Origin of the sequence: Azonexus sp. (genome assembly GCF_047638095.1) — a bacterium.
Lineage (GTDB): Bacteria > Pseudomonadota > Gammaproteobacteria > Burkholderiales > Rhodocyclaceae > Azonexus.
On record NZ_JBLJBW010000032.1, the window covers coordinates 13723 to 31845 of the forward strand.

20 protein-coding genes and 1 pseudogene are annotated in these 18123 nt (G+C 58.3%); 5 read left to right on the plus strand and 16 right to left on the minus strand.

All coding sequences use genetic code 11. The annotated features are described in order from the left end of the window. Positions 1-61: 61 nt before the first annotated feature. The 8 genes from bfr (ACM62Q_RS09330) to ACM62Q_RS09365 form a co-directional block, all read right to left on the minus strand. Positions 62-541 (minus strand): bacterioferritin, encoded by a 480-nt coding sequence (bfr, locus tag ACM62Q_RS09330; protein WP_415035862.1) that lies wholly within the window; start codon positions 539-541, stop codon positions 62-64. A gap of 9 nt (positions 542-550) precedes the next feature. Beyond that, entirely contained in the window at positions 551-1045 is a 495-nt protein-coding gene (gene bfr / locus ACM62Q_RS09335; RefSeq protein WP_415035864.1) for a bacterioferritin, read from the minus strand. A 126-nt stretch (positions 1046-1171) separates the two neighbouring features. Further along, positions 1172-1582, minus strand: coding sequence for a type IV pilin protein (locus tag ACM62Q_RS09340; RefSeq protein WP_415035866.1), 411 nt, complete (start codon positions 1580-1582; stop codon positions 1172-1174). Positions 1583-1597: 15 nt separating this feature from the next. Beyond that, on the minus strand, positions 1598-5020 hold the full coding sequence (locus ACM62Q_RS09345) for a pilus assembly protein (RefSeq protein WP_415035868.1): 3423 nt from the start codon (positions 5018-5020) through the stop codon (positions 1598-1600). A 24-nt stretch (positions 5021-5044) separates the two neighbouring features. Beyond that, entirely contained in the window at positions 5045-5647 is a 603-nt protein-coding gene (locus tag ACM62Q_RS09350; RefSeq protein WP_415035870.1) for a PilX N-terminal domain-containing pilus assembly protein, read from the minus strand. Between the two features lie 2 nt (positions 5648-5649). After that, entirely contained in the window at positions 5650-6591 is a 942-nt protein-coding gene (locus ACM62Q_RS09355; RefSeq protein ID WP_415035872.1) for a PilW family protein, read from the minus strand. Continuing rightward, positions 6588-7040 (minus strand): type IV pilus modification protein PilV, encoded by a 453-nt coding sequence (gene pilV, locus ACM62Q_RS09360; RefSeq protein ID WP_415035874.1) that lies wholly within the window; start codon positions 7038-7040, stop codon positions 6588-6590. Before pilV ends, ACM62Q_RS09355 begins: the two co-directional genes overlap by 4 nt. A 1-nt stretch (position 7041) precedes the next feature. Further along, complete coding sequence (locus ACM62Q_RS09365; protein WP_415035876.1) at positions 7042-7572, minus strand: GspH/FimT family pseudopilin; 531 nt, start codon at positions 7570-7572, stop codon at positions 7042-7044. A gap of 233 nt (positions 7573-7805) precedes the next feature. Between ACM62Q_RS09365 and ACM62Q_RS09370 the strand changes: the two genes are divergently transcribed. The 3 genes from ACM62Q_RS09370 (at position 7806) to rpsT (ending at position 8835) form a co-directional block, all read left to right on the plus strand. Next, positions 7806-8036: a hypothetical protein gene (locus tag ACM62Q_RS09370; RefSeq protein WP_415035878.1), complete on the plus strand. Its 231-nt coding sequence runs from the start codon at positions 7806-7808 to the stop codon at positions 8034-8036. 8 nt (positions 8037-8044) lie between these two features. Further along, complete coding sequence (locus ACM62Q_RS09375) at positions 8045-8452, plus strand: type II toxin-antitoxin system VapC family toxin (RefSeq protein ID WP_415035880.1); 408 nt, start codon at positions 8045-8047, stop codon at positions 8450-8452. Positions 8453-8559: 107 nt separating this feature from the next. Next, positions 8560-8835: a 30S ribosomal protein S20 gene (gene rpsT, locus ACM62Q_RS09380; protein ID WP_415035882.1), complete on the plus strand. Its 276-nt coding sequence runs from the start codon at positions 8560-8562 to the stop codon at positions 8833-8835. Between the two features lie 100 nt (positions 8836-8935). Here the strand turns inward: rpsT and ACM62Q_RS09385 are convergent, their stop codons facing one another. Together ACM62Q_RS09385 and ACM62Q_RS09390 are read right to left on the minus strand one after the other, a co-directional pair. Continuing rightward, positions 8936-10342 carry an ISL3 family transposase gene (locus tag ACM62Q_RS09385; protein ID WP_415035884.1) on the minus strand — a complete coding sequence of 469 codons (1407 nt, stop codon included), beginning with the start codon at positions 10340-10342 and terminating at the stop codon, positions 8936-8938. Between the two features lie 67 nt (positions 10343-10409). Next, a complete protein-coding gene (locus tag ACM62Q_RS09390) occupies positions 10410-11108 on the minus strand; it encodes a Fic family protein (RefSeq protein ID WP_415035886.1) in 699 nt (232 codons plus the stop codon). 314 nt (positions 11109-11422) lie between these two features. On the opposite strand from ACM62Q_RS09390, the gene ACM62Q_RS09395 reads away from it, so the two are divergent. Together ACM62Q_RS09395 and ACM62Q_RS09400 are read left to right on the plus strand one after the other, a co-directional pair. Next, positions 11423-11653 (plus strand): antitoxin, encoded by a 231-nt coding sequence (locus ACM62Q_RS09395; protein WP_415035888.1) that lies wholly within the window; start codon positions 11423-11425, stop codon positions 11651-11653. Then, positions 11653-12060 (plus strand): type II toxin-antitoxin system VapC family toxin, encoded by a 408-nt coding sequence (locus ACM62Q_RS09400; protein WP_415035890.1) that lies wholly within the window; start codon positions 11653-11655, stop codon positions 12058-12060. The genes ACM62Q_RS09395 and ACM62Q_RS09400 overlap by 1 nt, the downstream gene beginning before the upstream one ends. 80 nt (positions 12061-12140) lie before the next feature. On the opposite strand, the gene ACM62Q_RS09405 is transcribed toward ACM62Q_RS09400, so the two are convergent. The 6 genes and pseudogenes from ACM62Q_RS09405 to ACM62Q_RS09430 form a co-directional block, all read right to left on the minus strand. After that, positions 12141-13952 (minus strand): acyl-CoA dehydrogenase, encoded by a 1812-nt coding sequence (locus ACM62Q_RS09405; protein ID WP_415035892.1) that lies wholly within the window; start codon positions 13950-13952, stop codon positions 12141-12143. Between the two features lie 41 nt (positions 13953-13993). Then, the gene (locus ACM62Q_RS09410; RefSeq protein WP_415035894.1) at positions 13994-14947 is read right to left on the minus strand and encodes an NAD(P)H-dependent flavin oxidoreductase; all 954 of its coding nucleotides are present in this window, start codon (positions 14945-14947) and stop codon (positions 13994-13996) included. 4 nt (positions 14948-14951) lie between these two features. Next, positions 14952-16613, minus strand: coding sequence for a long-chain-fatty-acid--CoA ligase (locus ACM62Q_RS09415; RefSeq protein ID WP_415035896.1), 1662 nt, complete (start codon positions 16611-16613; stop codon positions 14952-14954). Positions 16614-16648: 35 nt separating this feature from the next. Continuing rightward, positions 16649-17179 (minus strand): chalcone isomerase family protein, encoded by a 531-nt coding sequence (locus ACM62Q_RS09420; protein WP_415035898.1) that lies wholly within the window; start codon positions 17177-17179, stop codon positions 16649-16651. Continuing rightward, positions 17148-17762, minus strand: a complete 615-nt coding sequence (locus ACM62Q_RS09425; protein WP_415035900.1) for a DUF4442 domain-containing protein — start codon at positions 17760-17762, stop codon at positions 17148-17150. Before ACM62Q_RS09425 ends, ACM62Q_RS09420 begins: the two co-directional genes overlap by 32 nt. 10 nt (positions 17763-17772) lie before the next feature. Continuing rightward, a pseudogene (locus tag ACM62Q_RS09430) lies at positions 17773-18123 on the minus strand (acetyl-CoA C-acyltransferase); the annotation flags it as partial.

An 18123-nucleotide genomic window follows, 5' to 3' on the forward strand; every position in this document is an offset into this window, starting at 1 on the left:
GGTTTCTCGTAAAAACGGCAGCCCGTAGAGGCTGCCGTTTTCGTGATGCTGAAATTTTTTCTTACTGCGCCGCCGCCATATGCGCTTGCAGGTAGTTCGGCAGGCTGACGTCGCCAATCAGGCTGTGCTGGGTTTCCAGCCAGTCGATGGCTGCCTCGCAGTGTTCCAGCAGGTCTTCCAGCAGTTCGCGGCTGACGTAATCCTTGGCTTCTTCGCACAGGGTAATGGCGTCGATGAGAAGCGGGCGCTGGATCGTTTGCTCGTACTGCAAATCGCCTTGCAGACACTCGACGACGTTTTCACCGATCAACAATTTGCCCAGATTCTGCAGATTGGGCAGCCCTTCCAGAAACAGCACGCGCTCGATCAGTTCGTCGGCCTCTTTCATGACGCGGATCGACTGCTTGTACTGGTAGTCGTTGAGCTTTTCCAGGCCCCAGTTGCGGAACATGCGGGCGTGCAGGAAATACTGGTTGATCGCCGTCAACTCGTTTTTCAGCACCTTGTTCAGCACCTCGATGACTTTTTTATCGCCTTTCATGTTGCCCCCTTAGCCGGCATTTGCCGCGTCATCTGCGCGCATTTTGCTTTGCAGATAATTTTGCAGGCCGACCAGTTCGATTAGGCGCAACTGCTTTTCCAGGAAGTAGGCGTGATCCATCTCGGTGTCTTCCAGCTGTACCTTGAGCATGTCGCGGGTGACGTAATCCTGAGCCTTTTCGCAGGCGACGATGGCTTTCTTCAGGTCACCATCGACCTTGTATTCCACATCGAGATCAGCTTGCAGCATCTCCGGCACGCTCTTGCCGACCTTCAGCGCCTCGCGTTTGGCCAGATTCGGCTTGCCTTCCAGGAACAGGATGCGCTGAATCAACGCCCGCGCATGCTGGCGCTCGTGGTCGGATTCATGAATCGACTTCTCCGCCAGCGCATTCAAGCCCATATCGGCATACATCTCGCCGTGCAGCAGATATTGATCCACCGCCGTCAATTCCCCGGCCAGTAATTCATTCAGAATCTCGATGATTTTCTTGTCGCCCTTCATGTGCGTTCTCCTGTGTGACAAAGCTGGCATTGTAGGGGCTGTGGGTGGGGTTGTGGGTGGGTTGGCATAAAAATGGGCATTAAAAACCCGGCGGGGGGCCGGGTTTTGTTGAACAGGTTCGCCGTTTTACCAGCAACCCGCCGTACTGGGAGATTTTGCGCCGAGCTGATTCAGCGTCATCGTGCCGCATTTATCTGCGCTTTGCGCTCCCGTTGGTGCGGCAGTGACGGTAAAGGTTCTGGCCGCAATACTGCCTACGCTGATGTTATAGCGGGTATTCAGGCTGCCTTCGGTTTCGCAGCCCAGGTTGGGGTCTGCGCCAGCATAGGTCAGATTGGTCGTGTAGCGGCGTTCCATGGCGTGTGCGGTTTGCATCATGCAGGACTGCGCCTGGGAACGAAAGCTTCTGCGTACATGCTCCTGGTAAGATGGTAGAGCAATGCTGGCGAGGATGCCGACGATGGCCACGACGATCATGAGCTCGATCAAGGTGAAGCCGCTGGTGGCAGCTCGAAGGGAAGAAGAGTATTTTCTCATTGTCAAACTCTCGAGTTAAGGCGCAACCACTTCGCGCCAGGCTTGGCGGGCAGGGCGGCCGGTGGGGATTGTGCCATCAGTGGTTCCGGTCGGAAGCTGAATATGGAACTTTCCAGGATCTTGCCCTGTGCCTTTGTTGATGTTGATTGCCGGCGCGCCGCTGGTGATTGGCGAAAGGTCGTTCATGATGGATACGCCGGTGGTACCGAATACATTTTGACCTAGATTGGCCCCACTGAACGGATTGACAGCCCAGAGAGAACTACTGCCTTTGGGTTCGCACGGGTCGGCAGCATCGGGGATGAAAGTCACACCGAACAAGGCACCGCCGATGATGAAGTTGGGTGTCATCATGCGCTCTCCTGGTTTGGCTGTTCGGAAATTGATGTACCAGCCACGATTTTTTCCGCCGGTATTGTTGAGAATATCGCCCTCGCTCCCTTTCTCGAGCTTGTCGGCGGTGACCGTGCGTTGCAGCAAGGTGCTGACACTGCTCACGACACCGTCTTTTTTATCGATCAATCCATACCAGGCTTGTTGATCCGTGTTTTTCAGATCCGCGTTGTTCAGATAGCGACCGCTGCCGACAAAAACCCAGGTGTCGTCAGTTTTTTGGTTGCGTACAACGAGCGGTGTTGAAGTGATGGCTTGCCCGCTTGGCGCACTAAAAATTTTTGTTGCGCTGGCACCACCCCCTAAGTTATTGAAGCGCCAGAGATTGCCATTTAAATCACCCGCGTAGGCCGTTTCGAAAATGCCGTCTTTGTCGGCATCCCAAAGATTAACCCCGGAAAGACCATTGTTTCCTGTGGCTCCGGTATCGACGGCGCTAATCGTTCCGGAGGATAGCGAGATCATGATCAACTGGGCTTTGTCGCCGGTTGAATTCGGGCCATTACCAAAAATAACCCGCCAATCGCCCGCTGCAACTTGGGTAATAATTGGTTTTCCTAGGTTGTTACCCAGCGCCCCGCTGTCTGCTGCGGTTTTTTCCCAGAGCAGGGTAATGTTGTTCGGGTTCGTCACGTCGAGTGCGAATACGCCTTTGCCGCCGCGTCCCTGGGTGCCGACGAGAACCGTTTTCCAGCCGCCGCTTAAATAAACATCGGCCACGCTGAGCTCACCATCAAGAATGTATTTGTGATCCGTTCCGCCAGGCGAACCGTATTTCGGTTTTACATAATTGGTGAATGTGCCGCTGTCGATGGCGTTTTTGGTCAGAAAAGCGAATTTTTCGACGCCTGTGTCGGCATCGAAGCCGTGCAGCATGCCGTTATTTCCGGCGATGTAGATCATCGGCGTGCGGCTACCGGCGCTGGTGACGAAACTGTTGTACGTGCTGGCACCGGCAAAAGTTTTACTTTCATAAAAATTGCTTTGCTCAGGAGGAGCAACATAAACGAGCTGCGAGTTGATGAACGCGGGCAAAAGGCGCGTGCGTTTGCGGAAGGTGCCGCCGACCTTGCCTTCTTCTTTGCTTTGATCGCCGCGCAGATAGTTGACAACATCGGCACTCAAGCCAGGGATGGCTCCGGTCAGTTTCTGGAATGTTCCGTTGTTATTGACCCAGATATTGCGGCTGGCCCAGGCGGGTAATTTGGCCTCGGCAGACCAGAGTTCGCTGCTAATGTTTTGCTGACCGTCTGTGCCGACCGAGCGCGCAAAGAGATCGCCATCCCACTGGCCTGAGGTGTAACGGCTGAAATACGCTTTATTCCCGCCGGTGGTGATTTCAGACTGGTTTACTCCGCCACTGGCCTCGGACTTGGTCTCGCTGGCGATCTCCATCAGGGTGTTGGTGAGGGCACGGGCGAATTCATTGGGATCTCTGGCGACGATGAACTCGCCGCGCGAATTGACGGCAGCGTGCCAGAGGTCGTCGATGTTTTCCTGTTTGTTATCGCCAGGCTCCGGCCAGGGTTTGGCCCCGTTGTTGAGTCCATTTACGGTGTTCTGATCCTTGGGGTCCAGCGTGCCCTTCTCACCAATGGAAATGCCATAGGTGCGCATATGCTGCCAAAAGGCTGGGTTCTTTCCGGTAGCGGGTACGTTATTCAACAGGTTTGTCATGAGATCGCGTTTCCAGTAATACATGGCCACGTCTGCTAGCGTGTTTTTGCGGCTGTCCTCGTAGGGGGGCTTGGCTTCATAGGTATATTTCTGGTCATTGACACCAGTGATCTGGGTGCCATTTGTGCTGTCATTGTCTGCGTTGGCGCTGCTGACGGTTGCTGCATTGCCGTTCCAATAGCCATCGGTAGTCAGAATGGCGAAGTTTTGTCGGCAGGTGAGCAGAGGCTTGCCTGAGCCCGAGCCATAGGGGCCGTTAGTGGTTTTGTAGCTGCCTGTGTTATCGCTGAAATATTCGCCGCTGCGCCCCAGCGCTTCACGTAGCGAGGTGCCATTGTAGGCATTGGCAGCCATTAGCTTGGCAAACCAGTTTTGCTTGTTGGTTCCCAGGAATTTTCCTTCGCTGGTGCCGACCGGGATGGGGTAGATGGGTGTGGTCGATTTACTGTTGTATTGCAGGGTATCAAAGCCGATCCGATAGCCCTCGCTGAGTGTGGCAAAGGCGCGGCTGGCGGCGGCCTTGGCCATGTTGATACGCAAACGATAGTAGACAAACCAGTTGGCGTAGTTTTGCAGTTCCTGTTCGACGCTGCGCGTGGTGCCGCCGTAGGGTGTCCAATCAAATTGGGCGATTTCGGTCGCCGTGCCGTTCACTCCGTTGGTGCTATTGATCACAAACTGGCGGGCGCGCCATTGTTTCTGGCTGTTGTTGCAGGTGGTTCCTGTAGAGCAGCCATAGATGAAATCATAGCGCGTGTAATGCGTGGCTGTTTTTTCGTTAGTACCAGTGAGGTAATAAAAGCCGCTGTAGCGCCACTGGTAGTTGGCGCTGGCCAGGCCAGTGCTTCTTCCGCTCGGGGTATTGGATGTACTTGTTGCTATCTGGTCTGAAATTTCAATCCCATAGGTGTTGCTGGTGCCCGTAGTCAGCGTGACCCAGCTGGTGAACTTGGTCTTGAAATTGATGCTGCCGCTGGCGGCGCTGCCGGATGGGTCCACGCTCATGGTGTTGTTGTAGTCGGCATTGCCGTAGGAGCTGCCGTCGTACTTGAGCCAGGGCTCATAGCTGATGAGCGGGTTGTACCACTGGGTATTGATGTTGGAGGCGCGCAGGCGGATGTCGTTCACGCTGACGGGATTCGGCAGGCCGCCTACGGGGGCGCTGCTCCAGGTGGCAGTGGTCCCCGGCATGTGTTCCCAGCCCATGGAGCCTGAGTCGTCGAGGATGAACATGATGTTCGGGGCTATTGGCTCGCCCACCATGAGCGGTGTTTGGGCGATATCTACCCCCGCCCATGAAGCTACTGGCGTCAAGGACATGCTGATGGCAAGGGTGTAGGACAGTGTGCGAAGGGCCGGTTGTTTCATGGCAATCACCTGTGGGGAAAGGGGTTAGTTGCTCTTGACGAGGCTGGTCAGAACGACGATGGCGCGGTCGTTATCAGCGGTGGGCGCGCCGCTGCGTGCGGTAACACGATAGGTGGCGTTTTGGGTAGTGCCGGTTTTGTTGCTGCCGCCCCCGGTCATGCCGTACTGCAACAGATTGCCAGACTGGCTGGTGTCCGTATTGGCATCGCTGTTTTTGAGGCCGAGGTATTGAATAAAGTATTGTGGTGTGCCTGAATCAGCACCTTTCTTGAAATTTGTGGGTAATGTAGTAACGTTTGTCCAGACGCTGCCGCCGGCGGTTGTAAAGGTGTTTTCGGGTAGTGCCGGACAGCTTGAAGTCGGTTGTGAGCAATCTGCGTTCGCTGCCGTTACCGTGGCGCGGGCGGTTTCATGGATATATTTTTCCGCTGCTCCCAGGGCAAACTCGGCGGCCTGCATGGCGATGGCGCGGTCATAGAGATTGGCAGCCAACTTTTCTTGCAGCGAGGTGTTGCGCATGCCGGCCAGGCCGGTCAGCGTGGCGATGATGAGCAAGATAATGGCCATGATCAGGGCAATACCCTGTTGCCGCTGGGCGGCGTTGTGGGTGATGAAATGAGTGTTCATGATCAGAGGGTGTTGCGCAAAGAAATGACGTGAGTGATCTGACGGCGGATGCGGCCGTCGCTGCCTGCGAGTTCATTGTTGGTGACCTCGCTTGTGACGTTGCGCTGAGTGCTTTCACTGACGAGCGTGAGTTCAACGGCATTGATTTCATTCCACGCTGCAATTGTGGCAGGAAGGGCATTGGCAAAATCTGCGGCATTTTTTGTGTGATAGCGCACGCTCAGATCAACGATGCCGGGGAGGATTTCTTCAGTGACCGGAGTTCCGTTGGCTTGCAGACGAACACGGTAGAGGGAGCGCCCACCTTCTGTGGCGCGCCCGTTATTGCCGATATACCAGGTGGTGGCGGTTAGGCGTGCTACCTGGAAGGGCGGGTTGTCCGGGTCGTTGACTGTGACGGCAGGGGCTGTCGTTATCGCCCTGGTCCCTGCAGCAGTGGCGATATGGAGGCTGGCGGCTTGCAGGTCACAAACGATCACCGGGCCGCTGCTGAGGGTGTCGGCATTCGACTGCAAGTCAAGTTTGGTGCCAGTAATTCTTTGGATGATGCGCGTTTCGCCGCCGCTTTGTGCTTGTAAAGCCTGGGTGCCTGCAACACGTTGTCCGATGCCATCACCAAAGCCCACAGCGCCAGCGACTGTCGCACCGTCAAAACCTAAAACAGGCCGCCATTGCCCCCACCAATTTCCATTGAGATTGGCAGGAGTGGGAGCGACAGGGCCGCAGCTGGTATCGCGGGCTTGGCGTACGTCGCGAGCGATGAGCTCAAAGGCCATGCGAGCATTTTCTTGCGATTCGGAAAGGCTTTCTGTGATGCGCAAATTTTGCTGATTCAGTCCCATGACGCCGACAATACCCAAGGTAACAACCATGCCGATGGCCAAGGTAACCATAACCTCAACGATGGACAGCCCGCGCTGTATGAAATAGGCATGCTGTTTCATAGTTGCACCTCTGTGGTCATGGTTTGCGCGCCACCATTCAGGCCGCGACTATCATCCCAGGTGATCGTCACGCGGCAGGTATGGGTTGTTATGGCGCTGGAGCTGAGCGGGGTAACGGTGGCGGGAGTGCATACAATGTTTCCTACTGCGTCGCCGCCGAGTTGGTTTTTGATCTCTTGCTGCCAGGTGCCTATTTTGGTTTTGGCAAAGCCTGCGTTGGTGTCGAGTGCGCCTTGATCTTTAATGTCTGCACGCAAGCTGTCTGTAATGCTATAGACGGCCATGATCGCCCGGCTGCGTTCAAAAGAGCTTTGATTGTTGCGCAGGGTGGTCATTTGCAAGCTGGCCATTCCGAGTAGGCCAAAAGAAAGAATGAGCACGGCAACAAGCACTTCGAGCAGGCTGACGCCGCGCTGTCGGGAGGCGAGAGGAAAAGTTTTTTGTTTCATGTTAAGAACATCCAGCAGATTTTTTGATGGCTGTGCCGCCGGCCAAACGCACCTGGATAGTACGGGTGGTGTCGCCATTGCCGGTGGGGGAGCAAAGCGAAAGGCTGTCGGCGCTATCAGGCGTGACGTTGGTGAGGCCGGTAGGGGCGAAACCTAAGGTATTGGCGTTAAAGGTGCTGCTCAGCTTCAGATTGCTGGGCAGGCTGCCCTGGCGTAACACGGTGTTGTTGGCGTTGAGGACAACCCAGTGCTCCCAGCTGCCGCCGCAACTCGTGGCACCCGCGCTGGCGGCGCTGCACAGGCGGATGGTTTGGTTGCGCTTGATGGCTTCGCCACGAGCAAACTGGACGGCGCTGAGCAGTTCGTTGGTTTGGCTGGTCAGGCGGCTTTGCACGATCATGTCCTGCATGGCGGGTGCGGCAATGCTGGCGAGAATGGCGAGAATGGCGATAGCAACCATCAATTCAATCAGGGAAAATCCCTGAGTGGGTTTTGCTAGCCATCGGCTGGAGGTTGAAGGGCACGGTTGCATGGCGGTTTCGGCTCGCTGTGTTTACGCCTCGCACCATAATTTGATTGCCGGCCGCTTATGGTTTGAGAGATTCGGGCGGTTGTGTTTTGCGGATGAGCGGTTGTTTTTGTTGGGTGGGGTTTGATGTTTATGTGCTGGTGTGGCCAAGAGGCCTGCTGGCAGATCTGGTACAGCCAAGCTTCACAAACTATACTTGCGCTTATACGTGTTCTCGAGTTGCAGGAGTTATCGCCGTGTCACAAATCACCTTGTATCTGGACGAAGCCACGCAAGCCTTGGTTGAGCAGTCGGCGCAGGCGAGCGGCCTGTCAAAAAGCCGGTGGGTGGCGGAAATTATTCGCAAGCATGCCGCGCATGAGTGGCCTCGGGATTGTCTGGCGCTGGCGGGCCGCTTTGCCGATTTTCCGTTGCGGGGGGAGGCTTTGGATTCCGCTGCCGCCGATGTGCCGCGCATGGGGTTTTGATACCGGCCATGTTGATTCTCGACAGTAATACCATCAGCTACTATTTTCGTGGTGATCCGCAGGTGGTGCCGAATTTGCAGGCGCTTTCACCTGCCGACATCGGCGTTCCCGCCATCGTTGAATATGAACTGCGTTATGGTCTCTTACGCTTGCCGTCCGAGGCTGCTGAGCCGCGCCTGGCTGCGCTGGCTGCTTTGCTGCGACCGTTGCAGATTTTGCCGTTTGATGGTGAATGCGCTTTGTTTGCTGCGCGGATTCGCGCCACGCTTGAGGCTGCGGGAACACCGATCGGTCCACACGATATATTGATCGCTGCGACCGCACTGCGCTATCAAGCGCCGCTTGTAACGCGTAATGTGCGTGAATTTTCCCGTGTCGAAGGCTTGCAGTGCCTGAATTGGCATCAGACGCAGTGAAAGGGTGTTGAGGGGGGCGTTTTCCTGGGCTTGCATTGCGCTTGCGCAGAGTGGTGTTTTGGCGTTAGAATCTCCGCTTTTGATTCTTCACCTTTTGGATTTTATTCATGGCCAATAGCGCACAAGCCCGCAAGCGCGCCCGTCAAGCAGACAAGCAGCGCGCCCATAACGCAAGCCTGCGTTCGACTCTGCGCACCGCGATCAAGCGCGTGCGCAAGGCGATCCTCACCGGCGACAAAGCCGCCGCCCAAGGCGTTTTTCAGGAATCGGTCTCGGTGATCGACCGTATCGCCGACAAGAAAATCGTGCATAAGAATGCCGCCGCGCGCACCAAGAGCCGCCTGTCGGCGCAGATCAAGGCGCTGGGTGTTGCCGCTGCCTGATCGCTGCTCGTAGTTTTCGGGCTGCGGCCCCGCAAACCCCTCGGAACTTTGGTTCGCGAGGGGTTTTTGTGGGTATCTGATTTCCGTGATTGAAACGGGTTCATAGCTCCCCGTTCTCGATCATGCGGATGAGTGTTGAAATGTCCGCGCCGTAGTTCTTCTCAGATTTTTCCGATTCTGTTGATTTCGGGATGTAGGGCTTCGGTTCCGGTGTCGGTTCCGGGGTCATTCTTGAGAAGGAATCACACATCTCGAAGCTCTTGACGTTGCCGGGTAGTGCATAACCCATTTCAACTGGCTCAGGCTCACGCCTGCGCTCGAACTTCGGGCGCGACAGCTTGTGCTTGTGAGCACCTTCCGAGAATAGAATCTTCGCCCGCAGCGCTTCAAAACTGTAGCCACGCCCCAGCCGGTTCATGATGCGGATCAGGCTGTTCAGTGACTCCGTGTACGCATTTGTGACTGGATGGTTGAAGTAGTTGAGGATCGGCATCGTCCAGTTGCCCCATGCCTGCTCGATGTCGGCAAAGGCATCGGCAATCTCGGAAGGGATGCTCTTTTGCCACCGGATGAACTTGGCCTGCGCCTCGTCGGGTGATTCGGCGTCATAGATGCCAAAGAACTGCTCTTTAAGCCGGTAGGCTTCGCCAAGCTCAGGGTAGTTCTTCGTCCAGCCGTCGAGATTCAGCCGCTCCTTGTCATTCAGGTCGCGTTCGCGTTTCAGAAGCACGAAGCGGTCGTGCATCAGCCTACGCCGCTGTTTGGGCGTCAGGGACTCGCGCAGACTCTTTCTGACGCGCTCCATCGCATCGTTCGCCATGCGGACGACGTGGAATTTGTCCACCACGATCTCGGCCTGCGGAATGACAGCACGGACAGCATCGCGGTATGGTGTCCACATATCCATCGCTACGTACTGGATGCGCTCCTTGCCTTCCAAATGGTGCAGGAAGCGCACCACGGTATCCTTGTTCCGGTTCGGCAGCAGTTCAACGATGGTGTTGTTCTGGATGTTGGCGATCACGCCACGCGGCTTGATGATGTGGATTTCGTCGATGCCCATCCACTTCGGCGTCTCGAAGCGGATGATTTTTTCCAACTCGTTCACGTAGTCGCTGAACACTGCCCGGACGGTGAACTCCGTGCAACCGACTTCCTCGGCGATGCTGGCAAAGGTGCGCTTGATGGCTTGCTTGCCCATCCACTGCGCAAGCCGCTTGGTCATCAGGCGCTTTTCGTCGATCTCGGGCAACAGTTCGTAGAAGGTCTTACCACAGTTGCGGCAGCGGTAGCGGCGGGTGTCGATGTAGAGGCCAACTCGCCGCCCGTGCATCGGCAGGTCTTTGACCATCTGCTTGCGGCGACCAAAGCCCACAAGGTCGCTGGACTGGCAGTGTGGGCAGGACGTGGGCGCGTGCAGCGTTTCAACGTCGATGTGGTAGTCGTGTTCGTTCTCTTGGATGCCCACTATCTTGTAGCAGGGCAGGTTGAGGATGTTGGCGGGCATGGTCATACTTTCCCATCAGCCGACCAGTGCCACCCGGCCCACGTATCCAACACAACGCACTTTGTGTTCACGGCTCCATTCCGCTGTTGTCGTTTCGGTCTTCCTCGGGCGGCGGCAAGATCACCTCCGCGTCAGGGTGGCAACCTGCAAGGAACGCCATCATTTCGGTGGCGTCCTTCGAGAGATAGAAACGCACCATCTTCTCGTTGAACTCCTGTGCCTTGGCGGCAGGCACGCTGATGGCGTCGATGCCGTTCGACATCAAGACGCCATTCATCATGAAGCGCGAGGTGCGTTTATTGCCGTCGAAAAAGAACTGCTGCAAGGCTCCGAATAGGAAAAAGGCCGTTGCCCGCTCGAACGGTTCGCACGCTTGCAGGGCTGAAACGCCTTCACTGAATACTCGGTTCAGTTCCGGTGCGCCGGGCAGCGTTGGCAGCGGGGTGTAGCGCCCGCGCTCTCCGAGGCCCACATCCGGGGTGTAGTTCGTCTCTTGGCCTTCACCACGGAACACGCCCCATTCCAAGACTTCCTTGCGGGCGACGATGCTGTTTAGTTCGATGAACACGGCCTTGGTGAGGGAGAATTGGCCGCTCTTGACCATCGCCAGAAGGCGCTTGGAGCTTTCCGCAAGGTTCAAGACTTGCTCCTGATCGGAAACCTTGCGCCCGCCAATGGTCACGCCATCCAGCAGCGTCTTGACCTCCGGGAAGGTGAAGGGATTGCCTTCGAGCACGGAGGCATCCCAAACGAATTCGGGCAGCATCTTATGGAAGCGGAAACAGACCCGATCCATCGAATGTGCTGGAACAGAAGTCGGAACTGTCGACCTGTCCCATCGAAAACCAAGAGCATCAAAGAGAGCCATATCGCCGCACCCCATCAATCATTGAACACGGCTTTACGATAGCAATACGCAGCGCTCATGTCAATCATGAAACGCGCTTTTGCGCACACAATCACGCTGTTTGCTTCGCGGTTACTTCAATCACGAAAATCGGATACCCGTTTTGTTTGCTTGCTTGTCGTGTCGATGGTGCTGGTGTATATATTCAGTGTATATCTTTTTTGGGGTGTGGCATGAGAACGACGACGGTATTTAAATCGGGCAATTCACAAGCGGTGCGTTTGCCGAAAGACATGCAGTTCGATGTCCGCGAGGTGGAGATTTTTATGCGTGGGGACGAGGTGGTGCTGCGCCGCCTGCCGCAGAGTCTGGCGGCGGCGTTTGATTTACTGACCAGTCTGCCGGACGATTTCATGGTCGATGGGCGCGAGGATACGCTGCCGCAAACGCGCGAGAATTGGTGATGGGCAGCCGCTACCTTCTGGATACCAATATCTGCATCTATATTGCTAAAACGCGCCCGCCCAGTGTGGCGAAGCGTTTTGCGCTGCTGGCGCCGCAAACGGTCAAGATGTCGCTGATTACCTATGGTGAATTGTGTTTTGGCGCAGAGAAAAGCAGCCAGCGCGAAGCGGCGTTGGGGAAACTGGCCCGTCTGGTGGAATGGATTCCCGTGCTGCCGCTCGATGCGGCAGTTGGGGAGGCCTACGGCAGTTTGCGCAGGCAGTTGCAAAGCGCGGGCACCTTGATCGGCAATAATGATCTGTGGATCGCTGCGCATGCTTTGGCGCTGGGGATGACGCTGGTAAGCAACAATGTGCGCGAGTTCCAGCGCGTGCCGGGTCTTCACTTGGAGAACTGGGTATCTTGATTGTCGGGAAGGCGGGAGAAGGATGCACAAAAAAGCGCCTTGCGGCGCTTTTTTCAACTGCCAGAATCGGCACTCTGAGCTCATCCCGCAAACACTGCATCTCCCAGCGCCGTGATGTCGCTGTCGCCGGCTTTTACCGTTTCGGCGCAGGCAATGGCTTGCGGCAGCATCTGGTCGGCGAAGAAGCGGGCGCTGGCGAGTTTGGCGCGGTAGAAAGGCTGGTCGCCTGTGCCTTGCTCGAGGTAAGCGGCAGCGGCCAGCGCGGCCCTGGCCATCATCCAGCCATTGCAGACAATCACGGCGAGATTCAGGTAAGGCACGGCGGCGGTGAGGACGCCGGCGAGATTGGATTTGGCGTTGGCGGCCAGCCATTCGCTGCTGTCCGTCCACATTTTGAGTGCTACGCCGAGTTTCTGGGCGATGCCGGCCAGTTCCGGTTTGCCGCTGGCGGCGAGGGCTTTTACCGTGGCGTGGATCTCGCCGAAAACGATTTTGGCGGTGGCCCCCTGATCGCGCATCAGCTTGCGGAAGAGGAGGTCGTTGGCCTGGATGCCGGTGGTGCCTTCGTAGATGGTGGTGATGCGGGCGTCGCGCCAGTGCTGGGCGGCCCCGGTTTCTTCGATGAAACCCATGCCGCCGTGGATCTGGATGCCGAGCGAGGTGACTTCGATGCCCATTTCGGTGCCACCCCCCTTGACGATGGGGATCATGAATTCGGCGAGGTAGAGCGCTTTTTTGCGTTCTTCCGCATCTTCCAGGTGGCTGGCGCGGTCAAGCAGGCCGGAGGTGTAGTAGGTGAGGGCGCGAGCGGCTTCGACACGCGATTTCATCAGCAGCAGCATGCGCCGGATGTCCGGGTGTTTGCCGATCGACACCAGCGCCTCGCCGGTCAGCGCGTCGCGCCCTTGCTGGCGTTCGTGGGCGTAAGCCAGGGCCTGTTGGTAGGCGCGTTCGCCGAGCGCCACGCCTTGCAGGCCAACGCCCAGGCGCGCTTCGTTCATCATGATGAACATGTATTCGAGGCCGCGATTGGCTTCGCCGAGCAGGTGGCCGATGGCCCCGCCGCCGAAGTTGCCGTTATCGCCATAGGCCATGACGCAGGTCGGGCTGGCGTGGATGCCGAGCTTGTGTTCGAGCGACACGCAGTAAGCATCGTTGCGCGCGCCGAGCGAGCCGTCGGCATTAACCAGGAATTTCGGCACCAGGAACATCGAGATGCCTTTGACCCCCGGCGGCGCGTCCGGCAGGCGGGCCAGCACGAGATGCACGATGTTGTCGGTCATGTCGTGGTCGCCGTAGGTGATGAAGATTTTCTGGCCGAACACGCGGTAGCTGCCGTCGGCTTGCGGTTCGGCGCGCGAACGGATCAGCGCCAGATCGGAACCGGCTTGCGGTTCGGTCAGGTTCATGGTGCCGGTCCATTCGCCGGAGACCATCTTTTCCAGATAAATGGCTTTCAGTTCGTCGCTGGCGCAGGTGAGCAGGGCTTCGACCGCGCCGGTGGTGAGCAAGGGGCCGAGGCTGAAGGAAATGTTGGCGGCGCAGAGCATTTCCTTGGCGGCGATGCCTAGCGTGTTGGGTAGCCCCTGGCCACCGAATTCGGCGGGTAGGGTGATGCCGTTCCAGCCGGCTTCACGGTATTGGTCGTAGGCGGCTTTCCAGCCGGGCGGCGTGGTGACGCCTGCGGCGGTGAGCTGGCAGCCTTGCTGGTCGCCGATGCGGTTCAAGGGGGCGATGACTTCGCCGGCAAACTTGGCGGCTTCATCGAGAATGGCATCGGCCAGGTCCGGCGTGGCTTCGGCGAAGGCCGGCAGTTGGGCAAGTTCTTTGAAACCGGCGATTTCGTCCATGACGAAGCGCATGTCTTTGATCGGGGCGCGGTAGTCGCTCATATGGGTGTCTCCTGATTGGTCTGTAGATTGCTGCGGGGTTTCTAGAAAAATTGCCGATTCAGTTCGTGCTTGGCGGCTTGGTATTCGGCGCGCAAGTTGGCGACGATGTCCGCGGCGGGGCGCACGGCATCGATGTTGCCAACGCCTTGGCCGGCACCCCAGATGTCTTTCCAGGCTTTCGGGCCGGCTTCGCTGGAAGCGCCAAAGTTCATCGCCGATTTGTCGCGCAGCGGCAGATTGTCTGGGTCGAGGCCGGCGGCGAGGATGCTTTGTTTCAGGTAATTGCCATGCACGCCGGTGAAATACGGCGTGTACACCACGTCTTTGGCGGCGGCATCGACGATGGCCTGTTTGTAGGTGTCGACTGCATTGGCTTCCTGGCTGGCGATGAAGCGCGTGCCCATGTAGGCAAAATCCGCGCCCATGGCTTGCGCGGCGAGAATGGCGGCACCGTTGCTGATCGCCCCGGAGAGCGCGATGGGGCCGTCCCAGAAGCGGCGGATCTCACTGACCAGCGCGAACGGGCTCAGGGTGCCGGCATGGCCGCCCGCCCCGGCGCAGACCAGAATCAGGCCGTCTACACCGGCTTCGATGGCTTTTTCGGCGTGGCGCACGCTGATCACATCGTGAAATACCAGGCCGCCATAGGCGTGCACCAGCGGCACGATCTGGGTCGGTGCCGACAGACTGGTGATGATGAGCGGCACCTCGTGCTGCACGCACAGCGCCATGTCGTGTTCGAGGCGGGTGTTCGAGGGGTGGATGATCTGATTGACGGCAAAGGGCGCGGCCGCCGGGGCAGCGGCGAGTTCGCGCTTGATGCGCAGCAGCCAGTCGTCGAGCAGGCTTTCCGGGCGGGCGTTGAGCGCCGGGAAAGCGCCGATCACGCCACTCTTGCATTGGGCGATCACCAGGTCGGGATTGGAGACGATGAACATCGGCGCGCAGATCACCGGCAGCGTGAGGTTTTTGTTCAGGGAAGCGGGGATGGGCATGAAATCAGGCTCCTTCTTTCAGGGCGCGGCGCAGGATCTTGCCGACGTTGGTGCGTGGCAGGTCGTCGCGGAATTCGACGAACTTGGGAATCTTGTAACCGGTCAGTACGTGGTGGCAATGCTCGATCAGTTCGGCTTCGGTGATGCGCGGGTCTTTGCGCACCACGAAAATCTTCACGGCCTCGCCGGAACGCTCATCCGGCACGCCGATCGCCGCCACGTCGATGATGCCGGGATGCATGGCAACGGCTTCCTCGACTTCATTGGGATAGACGTTGAAACCGCTGACCAGGATCATGTCCTTCTTGCGGTCGACCAGAAACACGAAGCCCTGCGGGTCGATGTAGCCCATGTCGCCGGTGCGCAAAAAACCGTCGGCGTGAAAAACGTGTTCGGTTTCGTCCGGGCGCTGCCAGTAGCCTTTCATCACCTGCGGGCCGCGAATGCAGATTTCGCCGACCTGATTGACCGGCACCTCGTTGCCGTCGTCGTCGCGGATGGACAGCTCGGTGGAGGAAATCGGCAAGCCGATGGCTCCGTTGAATTCCTTCATGTCGAGCGGGTTGATGGTGGCCGCCGGGCTGGTTTCGGTCAGCCCGTAGGCCTGCAGCAGCGGCACGCCGACCACCTGCCGCCAGCGCTCGGCGACGGGGGCCTGTACCGCCATGCCGCCGCCCAGGGTGACGTTCATGGTGGAGAAATCGAGCTTGGCAAAATCCGGGTGATTGAGCAGGGCATTGAACAGCGTATTGACGCCGGTGACCACGGTGACCGGGTATTTGCCCCATTCCTTGATGAAATTGGGAATGTCGCGCGGGTTGGCAATCAGCAGGTTGCGCGCGCCGATCATCAGGAAGGTCAGGCAGTTCGCGGTGAGCGCGAAGATGTGGTAGAGCGGCAGCGCGGTGATGATGAATTCCTGCCCTTCGCGCACCGCCGGACGAATCCAGCTATAGGCCTGGGTGACGTTGGAAGCGATGTTGGCGTGGGTCAGCATCGCGCCCTTGGAAACGCCGGTCGTGCCGCCGGTGTATTGCAGAAAGGCGATGTCTTCCTGCGCCAGCGGCACCGCCTGCCAGCCGTGGCGGCGGCCGGCGGCGAGCGCGGCGTTGAAGCCGATGCTGCCCGGCAGCGACCACGCCGGCACCATTTTCTTGACGCGCCGGATAACGAAATTGACCAGCGTTCCCTTTAGCGCACCGAGCATCTCGCCGAGCGGCGTCACTACGACGTGCCGGATGGCGGTTTTTTTGATCACCTGTTGCAGCGTGTGGGCAAAGTTCTCGACGATGACGATGGCCACCGCGCCGGAATCTTTCAACTGGTGTTCCAGTTCGCGCCCGGTGTAGAGCGGGTTGCAATTCACTACCACGCAACCGGCGCGCAGGGTGCCGAAGAGCGCCACCGGGTATTGCAGCAGGTTGGGCATCATCAGCGCCACCCGGTCACCTTTTTTCAGGCCGATGCTTTGCAGCCAGCCGGCGAACTCACGCGTGCGCGTGTCCAGTTCGCCATAGGTCATTTCCTTGCCCATGCTGATATAGGCCACCTTGTCGGCGAATTTGCGGCAGGCCTCCTCGAACAGGGCGACCAGGGACGGAATGTGGTCGATGTCGATGTCCGCCGGCACGCCTTTGGGGTAACTTTGTAACCAGATCTTGTCCATGGTGTCTCCTCCTGGATATCTCGTTGATTTTTCGTTCAATTACCGAGCAGTGCTTTTTTTAACCCCGCATCTGCCGGTTGTTCGCCCAGCCACACCTTGAGCAAGGCAGCGGCAAAATCGGCACCTGCCACCTTACCGGCGTTTTCATTGTTACGCAGCAAAGTTACGCCTGCGCTGGAAAAATCGAGGTCGATCACATCGCCCTGACGCACCTTGCCCAGGGCACGCATTAGATTGCCCAGTTGGTCGATTTTCGGTTTCAGGGCGCTCAACTGCGCTGGGCTGAGGTTGTTGCGCATGCCTTCGTCGAGGGCGGAATAGAAACTGTCGGCTTCCAGCTCGCGCAGGATGTGCAGGCGCATGCGGCGCGGGGCCGGGCTGTCGATCAGGGTTTGCGCAGAATTGCTTTTCTGGCCGGCGTAGAGCGCGCCGACATACACCTTGATGAAAAACTTGCTGCGCAGCCCCGCGCCGTTGAGTTGCAGGGTCTGGCCTTCCAGGGTTTGCTGTTCGGCAACCTGGGTGCCGGCCACTTCAAGCGCCTGAACCGCCCCGCAGGTCAGCATCAGGCTCAGGCCGAGCGCGCAGGCTGTGCGCTGTGCCGCATTCGCTGTGGCAGGTATCCATTTCCTTGTTTGCATCATCGTCTCCTCCGGTTTTGTTCCGGTAGTAATTTTTTTCCGCGATATAGACGGTACGCTCGACCACGGTATGCACCGTGCCGTGTCCGTCCTTCAATTCGACCGTGTAGGTCCGTTCCAATTCCGGGTGCGCTGCCAAGGCGGCCCGGATGCTGCCGATTTCCGCTTCGTCGAGGCGGAAATCGGCAAATAGGGTGCTGTAGCCGGGTTTGCGGTAGCGGATGCTGGCCGCCTTGTCCCACACCACATAAGCATCGCCCAGCGCCGCCATGAGCATCATCGGGTGCGCCCCGTCGGTGATCGCAAAGAGCGAGCCGCCGTAGAGCGAACCGACGATGTTCCGGGTTTTCCACGTCCAGGGCAGGGCGATGCGGATGTGGCGCAGATCGCGCGCCACATGCACCACCCGCCCGCCGGTGCCGCGAAACGCCGGGTGAAAATTAAAGCCCAGGCGCACCATGCGGGCGCGCCAGGCGGGCGAGAGGCGGGCAAGCCAGGCGGGTTTCATCGGTGGAAAATCAGACCCGCTCGAAGATGCCGGCAGCACCCATGCCGGTGCCGATGCACATGGTCACCATGCCGTACTTGCCGCCGGTGCGTTGCAGGCCGTGCACCACGCTGGCGGTGCGGATCGCGCCGGTCGCGCCGAGCGGGTGGCCGAGCGCAATCGCCCCGCCCAGCGGGTTGACCTTGGCCGGATCGATTTCGAGCTCACGCATCACCGCCAGCGACTGCGCGGCGAAGGCTTCGTTCAATTCGATCCAGTCGAGCTCACTCTGTTGGATGCCAACTTGCGCCAGCACGCGCGGAATCGCCGCGATCGGGCCGATGCCCATGATCTCCGGCGCGACGCCGCCGACGGCGTAACC